Here is a 17,336-nt window from a genome sequence, read left to right as displayed (position 1 = left end):
TGGGACGGCTGGCCCGGTCGGGTAGGCAAGCGTTTTTTTAGGGCCGTGCCCGCCTCCCCGCACGACTTCTTGAGGGCAGGAAGAACCCCCCCTTGTCCCATGGGAGACACGGGGCGCTTCGTTACGTACGGGGGTGAGCTCAGGCGGTACGGGGCTTCCGCCGCGCCGCGCGCTCCGCCGCGAAGACGTCCTCCAGGCGGAACAGCTGCGCCCGGCCCGCCTTGCCCGCCGCGCGCAGGTGGCCCAGCTGGACCCACTTGCGGATCGTCGCCGGGGCGACTCCCGCCTCCTCGGCGGCGAGCGGGCCCGGGATCAGCGCCGGCAGGGACAGCGGCAGGGCCGTCGAGCTCAGCATGAGGTCTCCTTCGTGTCGTCCATCGCGGCTTCGATCTCCTCCGTGCGCGCCCCCGACGCGTCCGCGAGCTCCGTCCACTCCTCCTCCGGCCACAGGTGCCGGTAGGACGGGTCGTCCTGGCAGCCGCACGCCTCGTCCGTGCACACGCACGCCGGGTTGACGCACAGCACCGCCCGCCGGTCCGGGAAGGCCCGCAGCGACACGGAGTCGCACCACGGGCAGCGCCCCGAGACCCGGACGACCGTCTCCGCCTCGCCCAGCGTGCGGGCGCAGCGGCGCGCCATGCGGCGGATCTCGTCCCTCACGTGCCGGGCGAGCACCGGGTGGCCGGCGATCTCGTCGAGCAGCCCGACGACCCGGCGCAGCCGTTCCACGACCCCGGCGCGGCGCGGGCGCGGCAGCCCGAGCCGCGCGCAGACCGCCTCCTCCAGCTCCACCACGCCGTCGGTGATGTCGCGGATCGCGTCGGAGATGTGCAGCCGGATCGGCGCCGCGCCGTGTCCGGGCACCGCCAGTCCGTGCCGCTGTTCGAGCAGCAGGGCCTCGCGCCGCTCGGCACGGATCAGCTCGTCCCGGCCCGGGTGCGGCGCGCGCGGCGCGGACCCCGCGGGCGCCGTGCGGCCGGGCGCCAGCTCCTCGGCGAGCTCCGGGAACTGTCGTACGAGGGAGGCGGCCCACAGCACGACGTCGCGCAGGACCCGCTCGTCGGCGGCCTGACCGCGGTCGGGGCCGGCCGCAGCGGTGGAGGCGGAAGCAGTGGTGGAGGCGGAAGCGGCGGAGGCGGGGGTGGGGGCGGAGGCGACGGCGGTGGTGGGCCCGTCCGGTCGCGGCGTGCGCTCAGCCACGGGTGCTCCCGGCGAGGACCGGGGCCGGCGCCGGCGCGGCCGGCTCCAGCGTCGCTCCCGCCGCGTCCAGTGCCGCCGCGAGCTCGTCGGCGGCCGCCTGGCCCCTGCGGCGGCGCGGCTTCACCGGGCGGCCGTTGCGCCACAGGCGGCCCGCGCAGACGCCGTCGAACCAGCTCTCGGCGGGAGCGACCGCCGCCTCGCACTCCCGGCTGACGGGGCAGACGGCGCAGGCGCGCAGCGCCGGGGCCGCCTCCTTGCCGCGGCGGGAGAAGACGACGGACGGGGAGAGGCCGGCGCACGCGGCGGCGGCCTGCCATGGGTTGGTGTCGGGCTGGTGCAAGGTGGGTCTCCACGTTCCGGGCCCCGCTGCCCCTGGGACCTGTGGGGTCCATGGGACTCGTGAGGCCGACGAGTGCGGCGCTCAGCAACATAGACAAGTTGCGTGCGAGCTCGCAACTAGCTTCGTGAAGCCCTCTTCACCGATTCGACACGGTTGCGTGCACGAAAGCACGTAATTCTGTGCGCGCAAGCACGCTAAAGTAAGGGGCCCGAAGGGTGGGGGAGTTAAAGGGAGAGCGGTACACATGAGCACTCAAGGGCTCGACGAGTTCGCGGGATGGGTCGAGGGCCTGATGCGAGCGCGCGGCTACGACATCGACAGCCCCCGCGGTGGCGGAAAGTCCCGGATCGCCGACGAGGCCGGCGTGCACCGCGCGGCGGTCACCCGGCTGCTGCAGCGGCAGAGCATGCCCGACCTGGAGACCATGCGCAGGATCGCCCCGCTTCTCGGGGTCTCCGTCCGCGACATGCTGATCCGGTCCGGGCGCGTGACCCCGGAGGAGCTGCCGGTCGCGGCGGACCTGCTGCCACCGAGCGACTGGCAGCCCACCATGGAGGACTTCGCGCGCTGGCTCGGCGTCCCCGACGAACGGATGGACGTCTTCGTCAAGGTCGTGAACCAGTTCCTGGATCACCCGGAGGCGGAGGCCGGCGAGCAGCGGCCCGCGGGCGAGTCCCGCCGCGCCGCCCAGGACTGACCGCGCACCCGACCCCCGCACTCCACGCCGGCCCCGGGTGCACGCCCGGGGCCGGGCCGCGGACCCGGGGCGCCCCGGCGTCGAGCCGCGGGCCTTCGTGCGCCCGCCGTCGGCGTGTTCTCCCACGTCGGCCGGGCGCTCTGCGCGTGGGCATTTGTTTTGACCGGAGTGCATGCGATAGGTACGCTCATGCCTTGTGCCTGGGGTGTGCCCGGAGCCGTGTGCGTGTCCTCAACCGCACGTCGGATCCGAGACCGGCCACCGCAATCAGCGCCCGTTTCCGCCACCGGCGGAGGTCCGCGCGATTCGACACACCCGACCGCGTGGGTCGGCGACGTTCCAGGTTAGTTGTACCGAACGGCACACAGAAACCGGAGAAGTAGTGCCTACGATCCAGCAGCTGGTCCGCAAGGGCCGGCAGGACAAGGTCGAGAAGAACAAGACGCCCGCACTCGAGGGTTCCCCTCAGCGCCGTGGCGTCTGCACGCGTGTGTTCACGACCACCCCGAAGAAGCCGAACTCGGCCCTCCGTAAGGTCGCGCGTGTGCGTCTGACCAGCGGTATCGAGGTCACGGCCTACATCCCGGGTGAGGGCCACAACCTGCAGGAGCACTCCATCGTGCTCGTGCGTGGTGGCCGTGTGAAGGACCTGCCGGGTGTTCGTTACAAGATCATCCGCGGTTCCCTCGACACGCAGGGCGTCAAGAACCGTAAGCAGGCTCGCAGCCGCTACGGCGCCAAGAAGGAGAAGTAAGAATGCCTCGTAAGGGCCCCGCCCCGAAGCGCCCGGTCATCATCGACCCGGTCTACAACTCTCCTCTTGTCACCTCGCTGATCAACAAGATCCTGCTGGACGGCAAGCGTTCCACCGCCGAGCGCATCGTCTACGGCGCCATGGAGGGCCTCCGCGAGAAGACCGGTGCTGACCCGGTCGTCACGCTGAAGCGCGCCCTCGAGAACGTCAAGCCGTCCCTCGAGGTCAAGTCCCGCCGTGTCGGTGGCGCCACCTACCAGGTGCCGATCGAGGTCAAGCCCGGTCGCGCCTCCACCCTCGCGCTGCGCTGGCTGGTCGGTTACTCCCGCGCCCGTCGCGAGAAGACCATGACCGAGCGCCTCATGAACGAGCTCCTCGACGCCTCGAACGGCCTCGGTGCTTCGGTCAAGAAGCGCGAGGACACGCACAAGATGGCCGAGTCCAACAAGGCCTTCGCGCACTACCGCTGGTAGTCGCAACCCACATCGAGACCGAGAGAAGACTGAAGCCTTATGGCTACCACTTCGCTTGACCTGGCCAAGGTGCGCAACATCGGCATCATGGCCCACATCGACGCGGGCAAGACGACCACCACCGAGCGGATCCTGTTCTACACCGGTGTCTCGTACAAGATCGGTGAGGTCCACGACGGCGCTGCCACGATGGACTGGATGGAGCAGGAGCAGGAGCGCGGCATCACCATCACGTCCGCCGCGACGACCTGCCACTGGCCGCTCGAGGACGTCGATCACACGATCAACATCATCGACACGCCGGGTCACGTCGACTTCACCGTCGAGGTGGAGCGTTCGCTGCGCGTGCTCGACGGTGCTGTCACGGTGTTCGACGGCGTGGCCGGCGTCGAGCCGCAGTCCGAGACCGTCTGGCGTCAGGCGGACCGCTACGGCGTTCCGCGCATCTGCTTCGTCAACAAGCTCGACCGCACCGGTGCCGAGTTCTTCCGCTGCGTCGGCATGATCGAGGACCGCCTCGGCGCCCAGCCGATCGTGATGCAGCTCCCGATCGGTGCCGAGGCCGACTTCCAGGGCGTCATCGACCTGGTCCGCATGAAGGCCCTCGTCTGGTCCGCCGAGGCCACCAAGGGCGAGATGTACGACGTCGTCGACATCCCGGACACGCACACCGAGCTCGCCGAGGAGTACCGCGGCAAGCTGCTCGAGGCCGTGGCCGAGAACGACGAGGCGATCATGGAGCTGTACCTCGAGGGCGAGGAGCCTTCCGAGGAGCAGCTGTACGCCGCCATCCGTCGCATCACCATCGCGTCCGGCAAGTCCAAGGACACCACGGTCACCCCGGTGTTCTGCGGTACCGCGTTCAAGAACAAGGGTGTTCAGCCCCTGCTCGACGCGGTCGTGCGCTACCTCCCCTCCCCGCTTGACGTCGAGGCCATCGAGGGCCACGCCGTCAACGACCCGGAGGAGGTCGTCAAGCGCAAGCCGTCCGACGACGAGCCGCTGTCGGCCCTCGCGTTCAAGATCATGAGCGACCCGCACCTCGGCAAGCTCACCTTCGTCCGCGTGTACTCCGGTCGCCTGGACTCCGGTTCTTCTGTCCTGAACTCCGTGAAGGGCAAGAAGGAGCGCATCGGCAAGATCTACCGCATGCACGCGAACAAGCGTGAGGAGATCGACTCGGTGGGCGCCGGCGACATCATCGCCGTGATGGGTCTCAAGCAGACCACCACCGGTGAGACGCTCTGTGACGACAAGAACCCGGTCATCCTGGAGTCCATGGACTTCCCGGCCCCGGTCATCCAGGTCGCCATCGAGCCCAAGTCCAAGGGTGACCAGGAGAAGCTGGGTGTCGCCATCCAGCGTCTCGCGGAGGAGGACCCCTCCTTCCAGGTCCACTCGGACGAGGAGACCGGCCAGACCATCATCGGCGGTATGGGCGAGCTGCACCTCGAGGTGCTGGTCGACCGCATGCGCCGTGAGTTCAAGGTCGAGGCCAACGTCGGCAAGCCGCAGGTGGCCTACCGCGAGACGATCCGCAAGGCCGTCGAGCGCGTGGACTACACGCACAAGAAGCAGACCGGTGGTACGGGTCAGTTCGCCAAGGTCCAGATCGGCATCGAGCCGATCGAGGGCGGCGAGACCTCGTACGAGTTCGTGAACAAGGTCACCGGTGGCCGCATCCCGAAGGAGTACATCCCTTCGGTCGACGCCGGCGCGCAGGAGGCCATGCAGTTCGGCATCCTCGCCGGTTACGAGATGACCGGCGTCCGCGTGATCCTGCACGACGGTGCGTACCACGAGGTCGACTCCTCCGAGCTCGCGTTCAAGATCGCCGGTTCGCAGGCCTTCAAGGAGGCCGCGCGCAAGGCTTCTCCCGTGCTCCTTGAGCCGATGATGGCCGTCGAGGTCACCACGCCCGAGGACTACATGGGTGAGGTCATCGGCGACATCAACTCCCGCCGTGGCCAGATCCAGGCCATGGAGGAGCGTCACGGTGCCCGCATCGTGAAGGGCCTCGTGCCCCTGTCGGAGATGTTCGGCTACGTCGGCGACCTCCGCAGCAAGACCTCGGGTCGCGCAAGCTACTCGATGCAGTTCGACTCCTACGCCGAGGTTCCGCGGAACGTCGCCGAGGAGATCATCGCGAAGGCCAAGGGCGAGTAACGCACCGCGTTTAACGCACTGCGTTCCCACGCCTTAGGCTTGACACCGACCGCCGGGGGTCGGACCCGACAAGGGAAAGAACCCCGGCGGGCGGCACCCCAGCAAAGATCACCCTGGCGCCGATGAGTAAGGCGTACAGAACCACTCCACAGGAGGACCCCAGTGGCGAAGGCGAAGTTCGAGCGGACTAAGCCGCACGTCAACATCGGCACCATCGGTCACATCGACCACGGTAAGACGACCCTCACGGCCGCCATTACCAAGGTGCTGCACGACGCGTACCCGGACCTGAACGAGGCCTCGGCCTTCGACCAGATCGACAAGGCTCCTGAGGAGCGCCAGCGCGGTATCACCATCTCCATCGCGCACGTCGAGTACCAGACCGAGTCGCGTCACTACGCCCACGTCGACTGCCCCGGTCACGCGGACTACATCAAGAACATGATCACGGGTGCGGCGCAGATGGACGGCGCCATCCTCGTGGTCGCCGCCACCGACGGCCCGATGCCGCAGACCAAGGAGCACGTGCTCCTGGCCCGCCAGGTCGGCGTTCCGTACATCGTCGTCGCCCTGAACAAGGCCGACATGGTGGACGACGAGGAGATCCTGGAGCTCGTCGAGCTCGAGGTCCGTGAGCTCCTCACCGAGTACGAGTTCCCGGGCGACGACCTGCCGGTCGTCCGCGTCTCGGCGCTCAAGGCGCTCGAGGGCGACAAGGAGTGGGGCGAGAAGCTCCTCGGCCTCATGAAGGCCGTGGACGAGTCCATCCCGCAGCCCGAGCGTGACGTCGACAAGCCGTTCCTGATGCCGATCGAGGACGTCTTCACGATCACCGGTCGTGGCACCGTCGTCACCGGTCGTATCGAGCGTGGTGTCCTCAAGGTCAACGAGACCGTCGACATCATCGGCATCAAGCCGGAGAAGACCACCACCACGGTCACCGGCATCGAGATGTTCCGCAAGCTGCTCGACGAGGGCCAGGCCGGTGAGAACGTCGGTCTGCTCCTCCGTGGCATCAAGCGCGAGGACGTCGAGCGCGGCCAGGTCATCATCAAGCCGGGTTCGGTCACGCCGCACACCAGCTTCGAGGCCCAGGCCTACATCCTGTCGAAGGACGAGGGTGGCCGTCACACCCCGTTCTTCAACAACTACCGCCCGCAGTTCTACTTCCGTACCACGGACGTGACCGGCGTCGTGACCCTCCCCGAGGGCACCGAGATGGTCATGCCGGGCGACAACACCTCCATGTCCGTCGAGCTGATCCAGCCCGTCGCCATGGAGGAGGGCCTCAAGTTCGCCATCCGTGAGGGTGGCCGGACCGTCGGCGCCGGCCAGGTCGTCAAGATCACCAAGTAAGTTCTCGCGAACTTCGGTGGTTTGACCTGGTAGCTCCTGGAGCTGCTTGAGAGGGCCCCGCACCACTTCGGTGGTGCGGGGCCTTCTGCTGTGCCGCTCCGACCACCGCGATACCCCACCCCCGTGTGCGGGAGTCGAACAGGCGTCCCGTAGCATGCCGCCGGTCAGGCGTGTCATGACCAATCAGGGGTGGAGACAACTTGAAATCGGGACGTCGAGCGCGTCGCACAACGGGCAGACGAGTACGCCGTACGGCACTGGGCGCCGCACTGGCCGCCGCCGCGGTCCTGGGCATCCAGAGCGTCGCGGGCGCCGGGGTGGGGACGCCGGTGGACGCCGACGGGAACGCGACCCGCGCGCAGAACGCCGCCACCAAGGGCGAAGGCCCCGTCAAGAGCGAGGTCCAGAAGCTTCCGCTGACCGACCGCGGTCACGGCGAGGCGACGCTCACCAAGACCACCACCGAGCCCTTCGACCTGATGGGTGTGTCCTGGACGGACCCCGCGGCGAAGATCAAGGGCACCATCCAGGTCCGCGCGCGCAGCGCCGCCGACGGCACCTGGGGCGAGTGGCGGAACCTCGAGCCCTACCCGGCCTTCCTCGACGGCAAGCGCGCCGGCGCCCGCGGCTCCACCGAGCCCGTCTGGGTCGGCTCCGCCGACGGCGTCGAGGTCCGGGTCAGCGACGGCACCGCCAACAACGAGCTGCCGGACGGTCTCCGGGTCGACCTGGTCGACCCGAAGAGGGAGTCGACGGGCGGCGCGAACGACGGTGGCTTCAACGCCGAGCCGGCCGCGTTCTCGGCGGACCTCCCGCCGACCACGCCCGGACCCGCGTCCACCGCGCCGCAGCCCAAGATCGTCACGCGTGCCGAGTGGGGCGCGGACGAGTCGCTGAACAACGAGGGCCCGGTCTACCTGCCCGGCGGCAAGATCAAGGCCGCGTTCGTGCACCACACCCCGGACATCACCTACGACTGCGCCGACTCCGACGCCGTCGTCCGGTCGCTGCACGTCTACCACGTGAAGACCAACGGCTGGCGCGACCTCGGCTACAACTTCCTCGTCGACAAGTGCGGCAAGATCTTCGAGGGCCGCCAGGGCGGCATCGACCAGCCGGTCCTCGGCGCGCACACGTACGGCTGGAACAGCGAGTCGACCAGCGTCGCGATCCTCGGCGACCACACCGCCGCGTCCTCCCCGGCCTCGGACGCCGCGCTCGCCTCGGCCTCCAAGGTCATCGCGTACAAGCTCGGCCAGTACGGGGTGAACCCGGCCGGCAAGGCCACGCTGACCGCCGGCGCCACGCAGAGCAACTACTTCCGGCAGTCGTTCACCCAGGGCCAGACGTACGAGTTCGACGCCGTCTCCGGCCACCGCAACGGCTTCAACACCCAGTGCCCCGGTGACGGCCTCTACCCGCAGCTGTCCACCGTCCGCAGCTACGCCACCGGCTCCGTCAGCGGCCTCGGCATCAGCTCGGTGGGCGGCGGCGCGACCCGCGCCGGCACCGGTTACGAGACGCCCGGCCCGGTGAGCGTCACCTGGACGACCAGCACGCCGAACACCTTCATCCACAAGTTCGAGGTCCTGGTCGACGGCCAGACGGCCGTCACCACCGGCGGCGCCACCCGCTCCTGGTCCACCGTTCTCGGCAGCTACGGCGCCCACACCATCACGGTCCGCGCCACGCACACCTCCGGCAAGGTGACGTCCACGCCGCAGATCACGGTCACCGTGCCCGGTCCGAAGACCTTCCAGCCGGTCACCCCGACCCGTCTGATGGACACCCGCGCGGGCCTCGGCGTGCCGAAGGCCAAGGTCGGCGCGGGCCAGGAGGTCGTCCTCCAGGTCACCGGCGCGAACGGCATCCCCGCCACGGGCGTGGGCGCGGTCGTCCTCAACGTCACCGCGACCAACCCGACCGACGCCAGCTTCGTCTCGGTCTACCCGAACGGCACCGACCGGACGAGCGCGTCCAACCTCAACTTCACGGCCGGTACGACCATCCCGAACCTGGTGACGGTCCCGGTCGTGGACGGCAAGGTGCGCTTCTACAACCGCAACGGCTCCGTCGACCTGATCGCCGACATCACCGGCTACTACGTCAAGGACGCGAGCGGTTCGACCCACAGCAACCTGGGTCCGCTGCGGATGATGGACACCCGCGCGGGTCTGGGCGTGCCGCAGGCCAAGGTCGGCCCCGGCGCGGTCGTCGACCTGCAGGTCACCGGCGCCCAGGGCGTCCCGGCGACCGGCGTCACCGCGGTCGTGCTCAACGTGACGGCGACCGCTCCGACGGCGGCGAGCTTCGTGTCCGTGTACCCGGCGGGGACGACCCGGACGAGCGCGTCGAACCTGAACTTCGTCGCGGGCCAGACGATCCCGAACCTGGTGATCGTGCCGGTCGGCGCGGACGGCAAGGTCAGCTTCTACAACCGGGCCGGCTCGGTCGACCTGATCGCCGACATCACCGGCTACTTCTCGACCGACCCGGCGGGCGCCTCGCACGTCAACCTGGGTCCGCTGCGGATGATGGACACCCGCGCCGGTCTCGGCGTGCCGAAGGCCAAGGTCGGCCCCGGCGGTGTCGTGTCGCTCCAGGTGGCCGGCGCCCAGGGCGTTCCGGCGACCGGTGTGAAGGCCGTGGTCCTCAACGTGACGGCGACCGCTCCGACGGCGGGCAGCTTCGTGTCCGTGTACCCGTCGGGCGAGACCCGGACGAGCGCGTCGAACCTGAACTTCGTCGCGGGCCAGACGATCCCGAACCTGGTGATCGTGCCGGTCGGCGCGGACGGCAAGGTCAACTTCTACAACAAGTCCGGTTCGGTCGACCTGATCGCCGACATCACCGGCTACTTCATCAAGTGACCTGATTCCAGGCCGACGTGAGGGCCCGCTTCCCGTTCCGGGAGGCGGGCCCTTCCGTGTGCGGGAGCCACCGCCGGGCCGGTCAGGCGCGGAGGCCGGGCCGCCAGACCCAGGGCCGGGCGTCCGCGCCGAGGCCCACCACCGCCTGGTCGCGGTGCAGCACCGGGGCGGGGCCGGCCGGGGTGACGCCGTGGGTGCGGGTGAGGAGCCGGCCGTCGCGGTGCAGCTGGACCCGGCCGCGCTCGTCCCGGCCGAGCAGCACCGGGCCGCGGGCGCCGGGCGCGGCGGCCAGCGGCCCGTACCCCTCGAAGGCGGGCGCCGTGCCGGAGGCGGAGCGCAGCCGGCCGTCGGCGGGCGCGCGGTAGAAGACCTGGACGTCGCCGTCGCCCGCCGGGACCGCGGCGACGGGGTCGCCGGCGAGGGGGAGCGGCGCGGCGGGCGCGCCGTCCACCCAGTGCCGTACGGCGGTGCGGCCCGCCGCCAGCAGGTGCACCCGGCCTCTGGTGTCGGCCAGCGCCGTCAGGCCGTCCTGCACCTCCTCCTGGACGGGCAGTGCCCGCCACGGGCTCCAGGACCCGTCGGCCGCCCGCACCCGCGTCGAGACGCCCTTGTCCGCGTTCCGTACGAAGAGGTGGACCCGGCCGTCGGGAGCGGCGAGGGCCACCGGGGCGCCGATCCGGCGGCCGCGGTCGTCGCCGCGCTCCGGACTGCCGAGGCCGCGCCACGCGAGGAAGGGCCCGCCGGGGGAGCGCTGCTCCAGCAGCACCAGCTCGCGCCGGTCGGCGCCGCCCCGGCCCGAGAGCGCGGCGAAACGCATGCCGAAGAGCAGCACCCTGCCGTCGGCGAGCACCGCGGGGGCGAGGGCCGGCGCCAGCGGGCCGCCGCCGAGGTCCTCCGGCTCCCCGAACACGCCGGTGCGCTCCTCCCGCTCGCGCCAGCGGACCGCGCGCAGCCCGAGCACCCCGTACGCGACGAGTCGCCCGCCCGCCTCCTCGGTGACCGCGGGACCGGCGGCGGGCCAGCGGTAGTGGGTGGCGCGCACCCAGCCCTTCCAGTTGGTGAGCGGGCGGTCGCCGCCCACGCCGTAGTCGCCGCAGCCGGACGGGTTGCCGCACTCCCAGGACGGGTCGCCGCCGTACGGGACGAGGTGGGCGGCCTTCTCGGCGAGGACCCGCGGCGGGAGGTTCTTGGGCCAGTGGCGGTTGTAGTAGCCGCGGAAGGCCGTCGTGGTGAAGGCCGGGACGGGGCCGCCGTCCGCGGTGGCGTCGGCGACCCGGCGCAGCAGCGCGGCCCAGGTGAAGGAGGCGACGGCGGTGTGGTCGCCGTGGTCGGAGTAGCCGGGCTGCTCGCTGTCGCGCTTGCGGGCGGCCTCGGAGCTGTGCTGGATGTCCGGGTCCGGGTCGAGGGTGTGCACGACCGTCGGCCGGTACTCGGCGAGCAGCCCGGCGAGGACCTCGATCAGGCCGGTGTGGTCGTAGGTGTCGGCGCGGGTGACGGGGGAGTCGGCGGACAGGTGGGTGCGCAGTTCGAGGGCGCGGTCCTGCCAGAGCGCCGGCAGCGCCATGTAGCGGCGCGGGGTGTGCATGGGCAGGTTGAGGAAGACCAGCTCGACCCGGCGCCCGTCGTGCTCCAGCGTGTCGACCTCGGCGCGGCGGCCGCCGGCGAGGGTGGCGACATGCTTCCGCCAGGGCGTGAACGTTTCGGCGCCGAGCGCTTCCGCGTAGGCCTGGCGCAGCCCCTGATGGCGGGCGGAGGAGTAGGCGGCCTTGTCGGGCGGCGTCTCCGGCATGCCCTTGATCCGGTTCTTGCCGGTGTGCTCGCCGGCGGTGACGTACACGGAGACGACGGGCACCCCGGCGTCGAGCAGCCGCTGGGTGTCGGGGTTCATGAAGTACAGGTCGTCGTCCGGGTGGGCGGCGAACTGCATGAGCAGGGCCCGGTGGCCCGTGGAGACCGGCCGGCCGGGCGCCGGGTCGGCGGAGGCCGTCCGGCCGGGCGGGGCGGGTACGGAGCATCCGGCGACCGCGACCGCGGCGGCCCCGGCCGCCGCTCCCACGAGCACGGTGCGCCGTGCCGGTCTTCTGGTGTCCACCGCTCCTGTGCCCCCGTACGTGCTCATGGTGCCCGGTCTGGTCCGTCGTGTCCCTCGTGCGACCGGCTAGACGGATTTTCCGGGCACGGGGTTCAGTCCGGTGCGCCGGGTCCGGTCCGGTGCGGCGGGTCCGCCGAGCGGCACGGTCGCGCGCACCTCCATGGGGCCGTCGCCGCGCCGCGACAGCAGCACCAGTTCCCGTACGGGCGCGGTCGCCGTGCCGAGGAACGCGGCGCACTCGGCCGCCAGGGCGGCGGGCTCGCGGCTGCGGCCGAGGGAGAGGTGCGGGGTGAAGGGGCGCGGGTCGGCGCAGCGGGGGAAGCGTTCCTCCAGGGCCTCGCGCAGCGCGAGCCAGGGGGCGGAGCCGCCGGCCGCGGGGTCGAGCCAGACGGTCGCGTCGTGCCGGTGCCGGAACCAGCGCACTCCGGACAGTCGCGCGGTGAACGGCGGGAGCGCGCGCAGGGCTTCGGCGGCGAGGGGCAGCGCCCGCGGGAACTCGGACTCGGGCACGAACCCGTAGACGACGTTGACGTGCGGCGGCCAGCGCCGGATCTGCCGGTCGTGCACGCGCCGGACGGCCTGGATGCCTGGCCACAGCTCGTCGGGCGGCAGCCAGGCCACGGCGGTCCGGTAGGTGGGTTCGGCGGCGAGCAGCGGGACCTCGGGCACGGGCACGGGACCTCCGTACGTCACGAACCGATCAAGGGTTATGGACCCGCCTTTTCCGCAGGTCGGAGGGCGTGAGAACGTCCGCTTCGCACTATGCGACACCAGGGGTGGGAAAGATGAGCGACAAGCCGTCCGACAAGGGGCCCGACAGACCGTCGGTCTCGGACGAGGAATGGGCCTCCTTCGTGGAGGCCGCGAAGGAGCAGGGCCTCGGCACGGAGGCCCAGGAACGAGCCCTGCGCAAGGCGAAGCCGAAGAAGCAGCCCAAGGCCCCCAAGGCGCCGAAGGCGGCCAGGCGCCAGGAGCCGCCGGGCTGGCGCACCGGCCCGGCCTGGCAGGAGATGAACGGCCGGGCCCAGCGCAGGCGCCGGATCAAGGCGGGCCTCGGCATCACCCTGGTGGCGGCCGTCGCCCTGGTCGCCGTACGGCCGCAGCTGGTGACCGGCGTGCTGCCGGAGAGCGTCACCTCGGCCCTGCCGTCGAGCTGGACGGACCACCCGCAGGACACCACCCCGCTCACCGCCGAGACGGCCGCCCCGACCGCGCCCCCGGAGTACGTCGATCCGGACCGCCCGACCCTGGAGGAACCCTTCAAGGGCTCCCCGGCCCTGCGCTGGGCGGACGGCGCGGCGGGCATCGAGCTGCCGGCGGCGAAGGCGACGGGCTGGATGTCGAAGACGCAGGTCGAGACCGCGCTGAAGCGCTCGAAGGACTTCCTGGTGGCGTCCAACCTGGACCCGGCGGTCCTCGCGGGCGGCCGGCCGGAGGCGGCGCTGAAGCTGATCGACCCGAAGCAGCCGGAGATGCGCGAGCGCCTGGAGAAGGCGCTGGCGAAGCCGACGGAGGAGAACGACCCGACCTTCCTCGTCAGCCGCTTCTCCCCGTCCCGGTTCCGCCTCGTCGGCTCCGTGGTGAAGGCCCGCGGCCACATGACCGTCGAGCGCGGCAAGGGCAAGGAGGAGGGCGCGGTCCTGGTCCATGCGGACTACACCTTCGTCTATCCGCTGGTGAAGGCCCGGCCGGGAGCCGACGAGGTCGCGCGCACGGTCGTCCGCCGCGAGGTGATCTTCGCCTTCTACCAGCCGGGACGGTACGCCGTGACCAAGGGCCGGCTGATTCTGAACGACTACGACAGCCAGTTCGGCAACAGCGCCTGCGACACCGGCGACGGCTTCTTCCACCCCATGTTCCCGGAGGACCACACCACCGCCCCCGACCCCGCCCAGACGGGCCCCGCCATCGACCCGTACGACCGCAGCAAGCCGCTCGACCAGGAGCCCGATGGCTGCGGCACGGTCACTCGCAGCTGACAGAGGAGAAGCACATGGGATGGGACTACGACGGCCACGACGGCGGGGCGCAGAGCCCCGCCGCCCGCATCGCCTCCGGCGCCGTCGGGATCGTCGTGGCCGCTGGGCTCGCGATCCTCGTACTGCGGCCCGAGCTGATGCCGTGGCGGGACGCCGGGGACACGAGTCCGCTCGGCGCCGAGACCGAGCGGCCGTCCGCCGCGCCGTCGCAGGAGGCCTTCCCGGACCTGCCGACCCTCCGGGAGCCGTTCAAGGGCTCTCCCGCGCTGCGCTGGGCGGACGGCGCGGCGGGCATCGAGCTGCCGGCGGCGAAGGCGACCGGCTGGATGTCGAAGGCGCAGGTCGCCGACGCGCTGAAGAAGTCGAAGGAGTTCCTGGTCGCGGCCAACCTGGACCCGGCGGTGATCAAGGGCGGGAAGCCCGCCGCCGCGCTCGCGCTCGTCGACCCGAAGCAGCCCGACGTGCTCGCCGACCTGGAGAAGTCGCTGACCGCGCCGACCGAGGAGAACGACCCGACGTCGCTGTTCAGCCGCTTCGACCCGAAGGACGTCCGTCAGGCGGGCACGGTGGTCAAGACGCGGGGCCGGATGACCGTCGAGGCGGGCAGGGGCGAGGACGCGGGCGCGGTCCTGATCCGCGCGGACTACACCTTCGTCTACCCGCTCGTGAAGAGCGCCCCGGGCTCCGACGAGGTGACGCGGACCATCGTCCGCCGCACGGTCGTGTTCGGTCTGTCCGACCCGGAGGAGTTCGAGGTCACCAAGGGCAGGCTGGCGATCTGGGAGTGGAACGCCAACGTCGGCAACAGCGCCTGTGACCGGAACGACGGCTTCCTGCACCCGCAGTTCGACTCGGACCTCGCGGCCGACCCGGACGCGGAGCCCGCGGGGCCGGAGGAGGACCCGTACGACCGGAGCAAGGACCTGGACCAGCTGTCCCAGGAGTGCGGGACCGTCTCGCGCACCTGAGCGAGGGGCCGGGCCGGGGGCGCGAGCCGGGCCGCAGCCGGGAGCCGGGGGCGCGCAGGGGCGGGAGGTGTGGCCCTGTGTGTACCCCGGCGTGACGTGGGGTACAGTCTTCGCCCCCGATTGGCGGCCGCCAGGCCTGGTATGGCAGACTAGCGGGGTTGCTCGGTTGAGTGCCGATGCTGCGCGCCTCCCGCCGGGAGGACCGGAAGCGAGTCCCACAGTACTCGTCGTCTCACGCTTCTCCGATGAGAGGGGCTGGGGCGGACGTACGGGAATCTTCCGGGAAGTGTCAGCGGGGCCCCGACCAGGCACCCGGTGGGTGTTTCACCCCCGTCTCGCGGTCGTGGACCGCACCCCCTTGGTTGGGAAGTCCTCCGGGCTTCTTCGTAGAGGGAGTGCGACACGCCCGACCGCGTGGGTCGGAGGAGAGGCGGCGCTCAGGCGCGGCCGGCCGGGTTCCAGAGCGTTAACGAGAGACAGGACTACGAAGTAGCCATGGCGGGACAGAAGATCCGCATCCGGCTCAAGGCCTACGACCACGAGGTCATCGACTCCTCGGCGAAGAAGATCGTCGAGACGGTGACCCGTACTGGTGCGTCGGTCGCGGGCCCGGTGCCGCTGCCCACTGAGAAGAACGTGTACTGCGTCATCAAGTCGCCGCACAAGTACAAGGACTCGCGCGAGCACTTCGAGATGCGCACGCACAAGCGCCTCATCGACATCCTCGACCCCACGCCGAAGACGGTTGACTCGCTGATGCGTCTCGACCTGCCGGCTGGCGTCGACATCGAGATCAAGCTCTGAGGTGACGCGCGAGATGGCTAAGAACATCAAGGGCATCCTGGGCGAGAAGCTCGGCATGACGCAGGTCTGGGACGAGAACAACCGGGTCGTCCCGGTGACCGTCGTCAAGGCCGGCCCGAATGTCGTGACCCAGGTGCGTACGAACGACGTTGACGGCTACGAGTCGGTCCAGATCGCCTTCGGCGAGATCGACCCGCGCAAGGTGAACAAGCCCCTCAAGGGCCACTTCGCCAAGGCCGACGTCACCCCGCGCCGTCACCTTGTCGAGATCCGTACCGCTGACGCCAGCGAGTACACCCTCGGCCAGGAGATCACCGCCGAGGTCTTCGAGGCGGGCATCAAGGTCGACGTGACCGGCAAGAGCAAGGGCAAGGGCTTCGCCGGTGCCATGAAGCGCCACAACTTCCGTGGTGGCAAGGCTTCCCACGGTGCCCACCGCGTGCACCGCAAGCCCGGTTCGATCGGTGGCTGCGCCACCCCGGGCCGTGTCTTCAAGGGCATGCGCATGGCCGGCCGCATGGGCAACGAGCGCGTGACCACCCAGAACCTGACCGTTCACGCCGTTGACGCGGAGAAGGGCCTGCTCCTGATCAAGGGTGCGGTTCCTGGTCCGAACGGCGGCCTCGTCCTGGTCCGCACCGCGGCCAAGGGGGCCTGAGGATATGAGCACCATTGACATTCTGTCGCCCTCCGGCGACAAGACCGGGACCATCGAGCTCCCGGCCGAGATCTTCGAGGCCAAGGTCAGCATCCCGCTGATCCACCAGGTCGTCGTCGCGCAGCTTGCGGCTGCCCGCCAGGGCACCCACAAGACCAAGACGCGTGGCGAGGTCCGCGGTGGTGGCAAGAAGCCTTACCGCCAGAAGGGCACCGGCCGCGCCCGTCAGGGTTCGACCCGCGCCCCGCAGTTCGCCGGTGGTGGCGTCGTGCACGGTCCCGTGCCGCGTGACTACTCGCAGCGGACCCCGAAGAAGATGAAGGCCGCCGCCCTCCGCGGTGCCCTCTCCGACCGGGCGAACCACTCCCGCATCCACGTCGTCACCGGCGTGGTCGAGGGTGACATCTCCACCAAGGCCGCCAAGACGCTGTTCGGCAAGATCTCGGAGCGCAAGAACCTGCTCCTGGTCGCCGAGCGTTCCGACGAGGCCGCGTGGCTGTCCGCCCGCAACCTGCCCCAGGTGCACATCCTGGAGCCGGGCCAGCTGAACACGTACGACGTGATGCGATCCGACGACGTGGTCTTCACCCAGGCCGCCCTCGAGTCCTTCGTGTCTGGCCCCAAGGCCGACAACAACGAGGGGAGCGAGGCCTGATGGCCGAGATCACCAGCAAGACCTTCACGGACCCGCGCGACGTCCTCGTCAAGCCGGTTGTCTCCGAGAAGAGCTACGCGCTGCTCGACGAGAACAAGTACACGTTCATCGTCGCGCCCACCGCCAACAAGACCCAGATCAAGCAGGCCGTCGAGGCGGTCTTCTCGGTCAAGGTCACCGGGGTCAACACGATCAACCGCCAGGGCAAGCGCAAGCGCACCCGCACCGGTTTCGGCAAGCGCGCCAACACCAAGCGCGCCATCGTGACCCTCGCCGAGGGCAACCGAATCGACATCTTCGGCGGCCCGACCGCCTGACGGCGGT

At 70.6% G+C, this 17,336-nt stretch carries 17 protein-coding genes; 12 read left to right on the top strand and 5 right to left on the bottom strand.

Features of this window, described 5'->3' with window-relative positions; genetic code table 11:
• Positions 1 to 139: 139 nt before the first annotated feature.
• The 3 genes from ACFWJO_RS08370 to ACFWJO_RS08360 are packed head-to-tail and all read right to left on the bottom strand — an operon-like array spanning position 140 to position 1,540.
• Positions 140 to 355: a hypothetical protein gene (locus tag ACFWJO_RS08370; protein WP_384421324.1), complete on the bottom strand. Its 216-nt coding sequence runs from the start codon at positions 353 to 355 to the stop codon at positions 140 to 142.
• Positions 349 to 1,200: a hypothetical protein gene (locus ACFWJO_RS08365; RefSeq protein WP_386863982.1), complete on the bottom strand. Its 852-nt coding sequence runs from the start codon at positions 1,198 to 1,200 to the stop codon at positions 349 to 351. Before ACFWJO_RS08365 ends, ACFWJO_RS08370 begins: the two co-directional genes overlap by 7 nt.
• On the bottom strand, positions 1,193 to 1,540 hold the full coding sequence (locus ACFWJO_RS08360) for a WhiB family transcriptional regulator (RefSeq protein WP_386863981.1): 348 nt from the start codon (positions 1,538 to 1,540) through the stop codon (positions 1,193 to 1,195). The genes ACFWJO_RS08365 and ACFWJO_RS08360 overlap by 8 nt, the downstream gene beginning before the upstream one ends.
• Positions 1,541 to 1,784: 244 nt before the next feature.
• Here ACFWJO_RS08360 and ACFWJO_RS08355 point away from each other — a divergent pair, with 244 nt between their 5' ends.
• From ACFWJO_RS08355 to ACFWJO_RS08330, 6 genes are all read left to right on the top strand, one after another.
• Entirely contained in the window at positions 1,785 to 2,237 is a 453-nt protein-coding gene (locus ACFWJO_RS08355) for a helix-turn-helix domain-containing protein (RefSeq protein ID WP_386863980.1), read from the top strand.
• 382 nt (positions 2,238 to 2,619) lie between these two features.
• Positions 2,620 to 2,991: a 30S ribosomal protein S12 gene (gene rpsL / locus ACFWJO_RS08350; RefSeq protein WP_003948652.1), complete on the top strand. Its 372-nt coding sequence runs from the start codon at positions 2,620 to 2,622 to the stop codon at positions 2,989 to 2,991.
• Positions 2,992 to 2,993: 2 nt separating this feature from the next.
• The gene (rpsG, locus tag ACFWJO_RS08345; protein WP_128985143.1) at positions 2,994 to 3,464 is read left to right on the top strand and encodes a 30S ribosomal protein S7; all 471 of its coding nucleotides are present in this window, start codon (positions 2,994 to 2,996) and stop codon (positions 3,462 to 3,464) included.
• A 39-nt stretch (positions 3,465 to 3,503) separates the two neighbouring features.
• Positions 3,504 to 5,630, top strand: a complete 2,127-nt coding sequence (gene fusA, locus ACFWJO_RS08340) for an elongation factor G (RefSeq protein WP_384421329.1) — start codon at positions 3,504 to 3,506, stop codon at positions 5,628 to 5,630.
• A 162-nt stretch (positions 5,631 to 5,792) separates the two neighbouring features.
• Positions 5,793 to 6,986 carry an elongation factor Tu gene (tuf, locus tag ACFWJO_RS08335; RefSeq protein ID WP_386863979.1) on the top strand — a complete coding sequence of 398 codons (1,194 nt, stop codon included), beginning with the start codon at positions 5,793 to 5,795 and terminating at the stop codon, positions 6,984 to 6,986.
• 200 nt (positions 6,987 to 7,186) lie between these two features.
• Positions 7,187 to 9,856 carry an N-acetylmuramoyl-L-alanine amidase gene (locus tag ACFWJO_RS08330; protein WP_386863978.1) on the top strand — a complete coding sequence of 890 codons (2,670 nt, stop codon included), beginning with the start codon at positions 7,187 to 7,189 and terminating at the stop codon, positions 9,854 to 9,856.
• 82 nt (positions 9,857 to 9,938) lie between these two features.
• Here the strand turns inward: ACFWJO_RS08330 and ACFWJO_RS08325 are convergent, their stop codons facing one another.
• Together ACFWJO_RS08325 and ACFWJO_RS08320 are read right to left on the bottom strand one after the other, a co-directional pair.
• A complete protein-coding gene (locus ACFWJO_RS08325; RefSeq protein WP_386863977.1) occupies positions 9,939 to 11,975 on the bottom strand; it encodes a PIG-L family deacetylase in 2,037 nt (678 codons plus the stop codon).
• A 39-nt stretch (positions 11,976 to 12,014) separates the two neighbouring features.
• Complete coding sequence (locus ACFWJO_RS08320; protein WP_386863976.1) at positions 12,015 to 12,623, bottom strand: 2'-5' RNA ligase family protein; 609 nt, start codon at positions 12,621 to 12,623, stop codon at positions 12,015 to 12,017.
• 110 nt (positions 12,624 to 12,733) lie between these two features.
• On the opposite strand from ACFWJO_RS08320, the gene ACFWJO_RS08315 reads away from it, so the two are divergent.
• The 6 genes from ACFWJO_RS08315 (at position 12,734) to rplW (ending at position 17,329) form a co-directional block, all read left to right on the top strand.
• A complete protein-coding gene (locus ACFWJO_RS08315; protein WP_386863975.1) occupies positions 12,734 to 13,927 on the top strand; it encodes a hypothetical protein in 1,194 nt (397 codons plus the stop codon).
• 14 nt (positions 13,928 to 13,941) lie between these two features.
• Entirely contained in the window at positions 13,942 to 14,895 is a 954-nt protein-coding gene (locus tag ACFWJO_RS08310; protein ID WP_386863974.1) for a hypothetical protein, read from the top strand.
• Positions 14,896 to 15,390: 495 nt separating this feature from the next.
• Entirely contained in the window at positions 15,391 to 15,699 is a 309-nt protein-coding gene (rpsJ, locus tag ACFWJO_RS08305) for a 30S ribosomal protein S10 (RefSeq protein WP_003948644.1), read from the top strand.
• A gap of 13 nt (positions 15,700 to 15,712) precedes the next feature.
• Positions 15,713 to 16,357, top strand: coding sequence for a 50S ribosomal protein L3 (gene rplC, locus ACFWJO_RS08300; protein ID WP_031012092.1), 645 nt, complete (start codon positions 15,713 to 15,715; stop codon positions 16,355 to 16,357).
• 4 nt (positions 16,358 to 16,361) lie between these two features.
• The gene (gene rplD / locus ACFWJO_RS08295; protein WP_384421341.1) at positions 16,362 to 17,012 is read left to right on the top strand and encodes a 50S ribosomal protein L4; all 651 of its coding nucleotides are present in this window, start codon (positions 16,362 to 16,364) and stop codon (positions 17,010 to 17,012) included.
• Positions 17,012 to 17,329: a 50S ribosomal protein L23 gene (gene rplW / locus ACFWJO_RS08290; RefSeq protein ID WP_128985133.1), complete on the top strand. Its 318-nt coding sequence runs from the start codon at positions 17,012 to 17,014 to the stop codon at positions 17,327 to 17,329. Before rplD ends, rplW begins: the two co-directional genes overlap by 1 nt.
• The last annotated feature ends 7 nt before the right edge of the window (positions 17,330 to 17,336 follow it).

It is taken from the genome of Streptomyces sp. NPDC127092 (assembly GCF_042722475.1).
Classification (GTDB): Bacteria; Actinomycetota; Actinomycetes; order Streptomycetales; family Streptomycetaceae; genus Streptomyces.
Note: the sequence above shows the minus strand (reverse complement) of the source record. Positions and strands in the feature narration are given on the sequence as shown.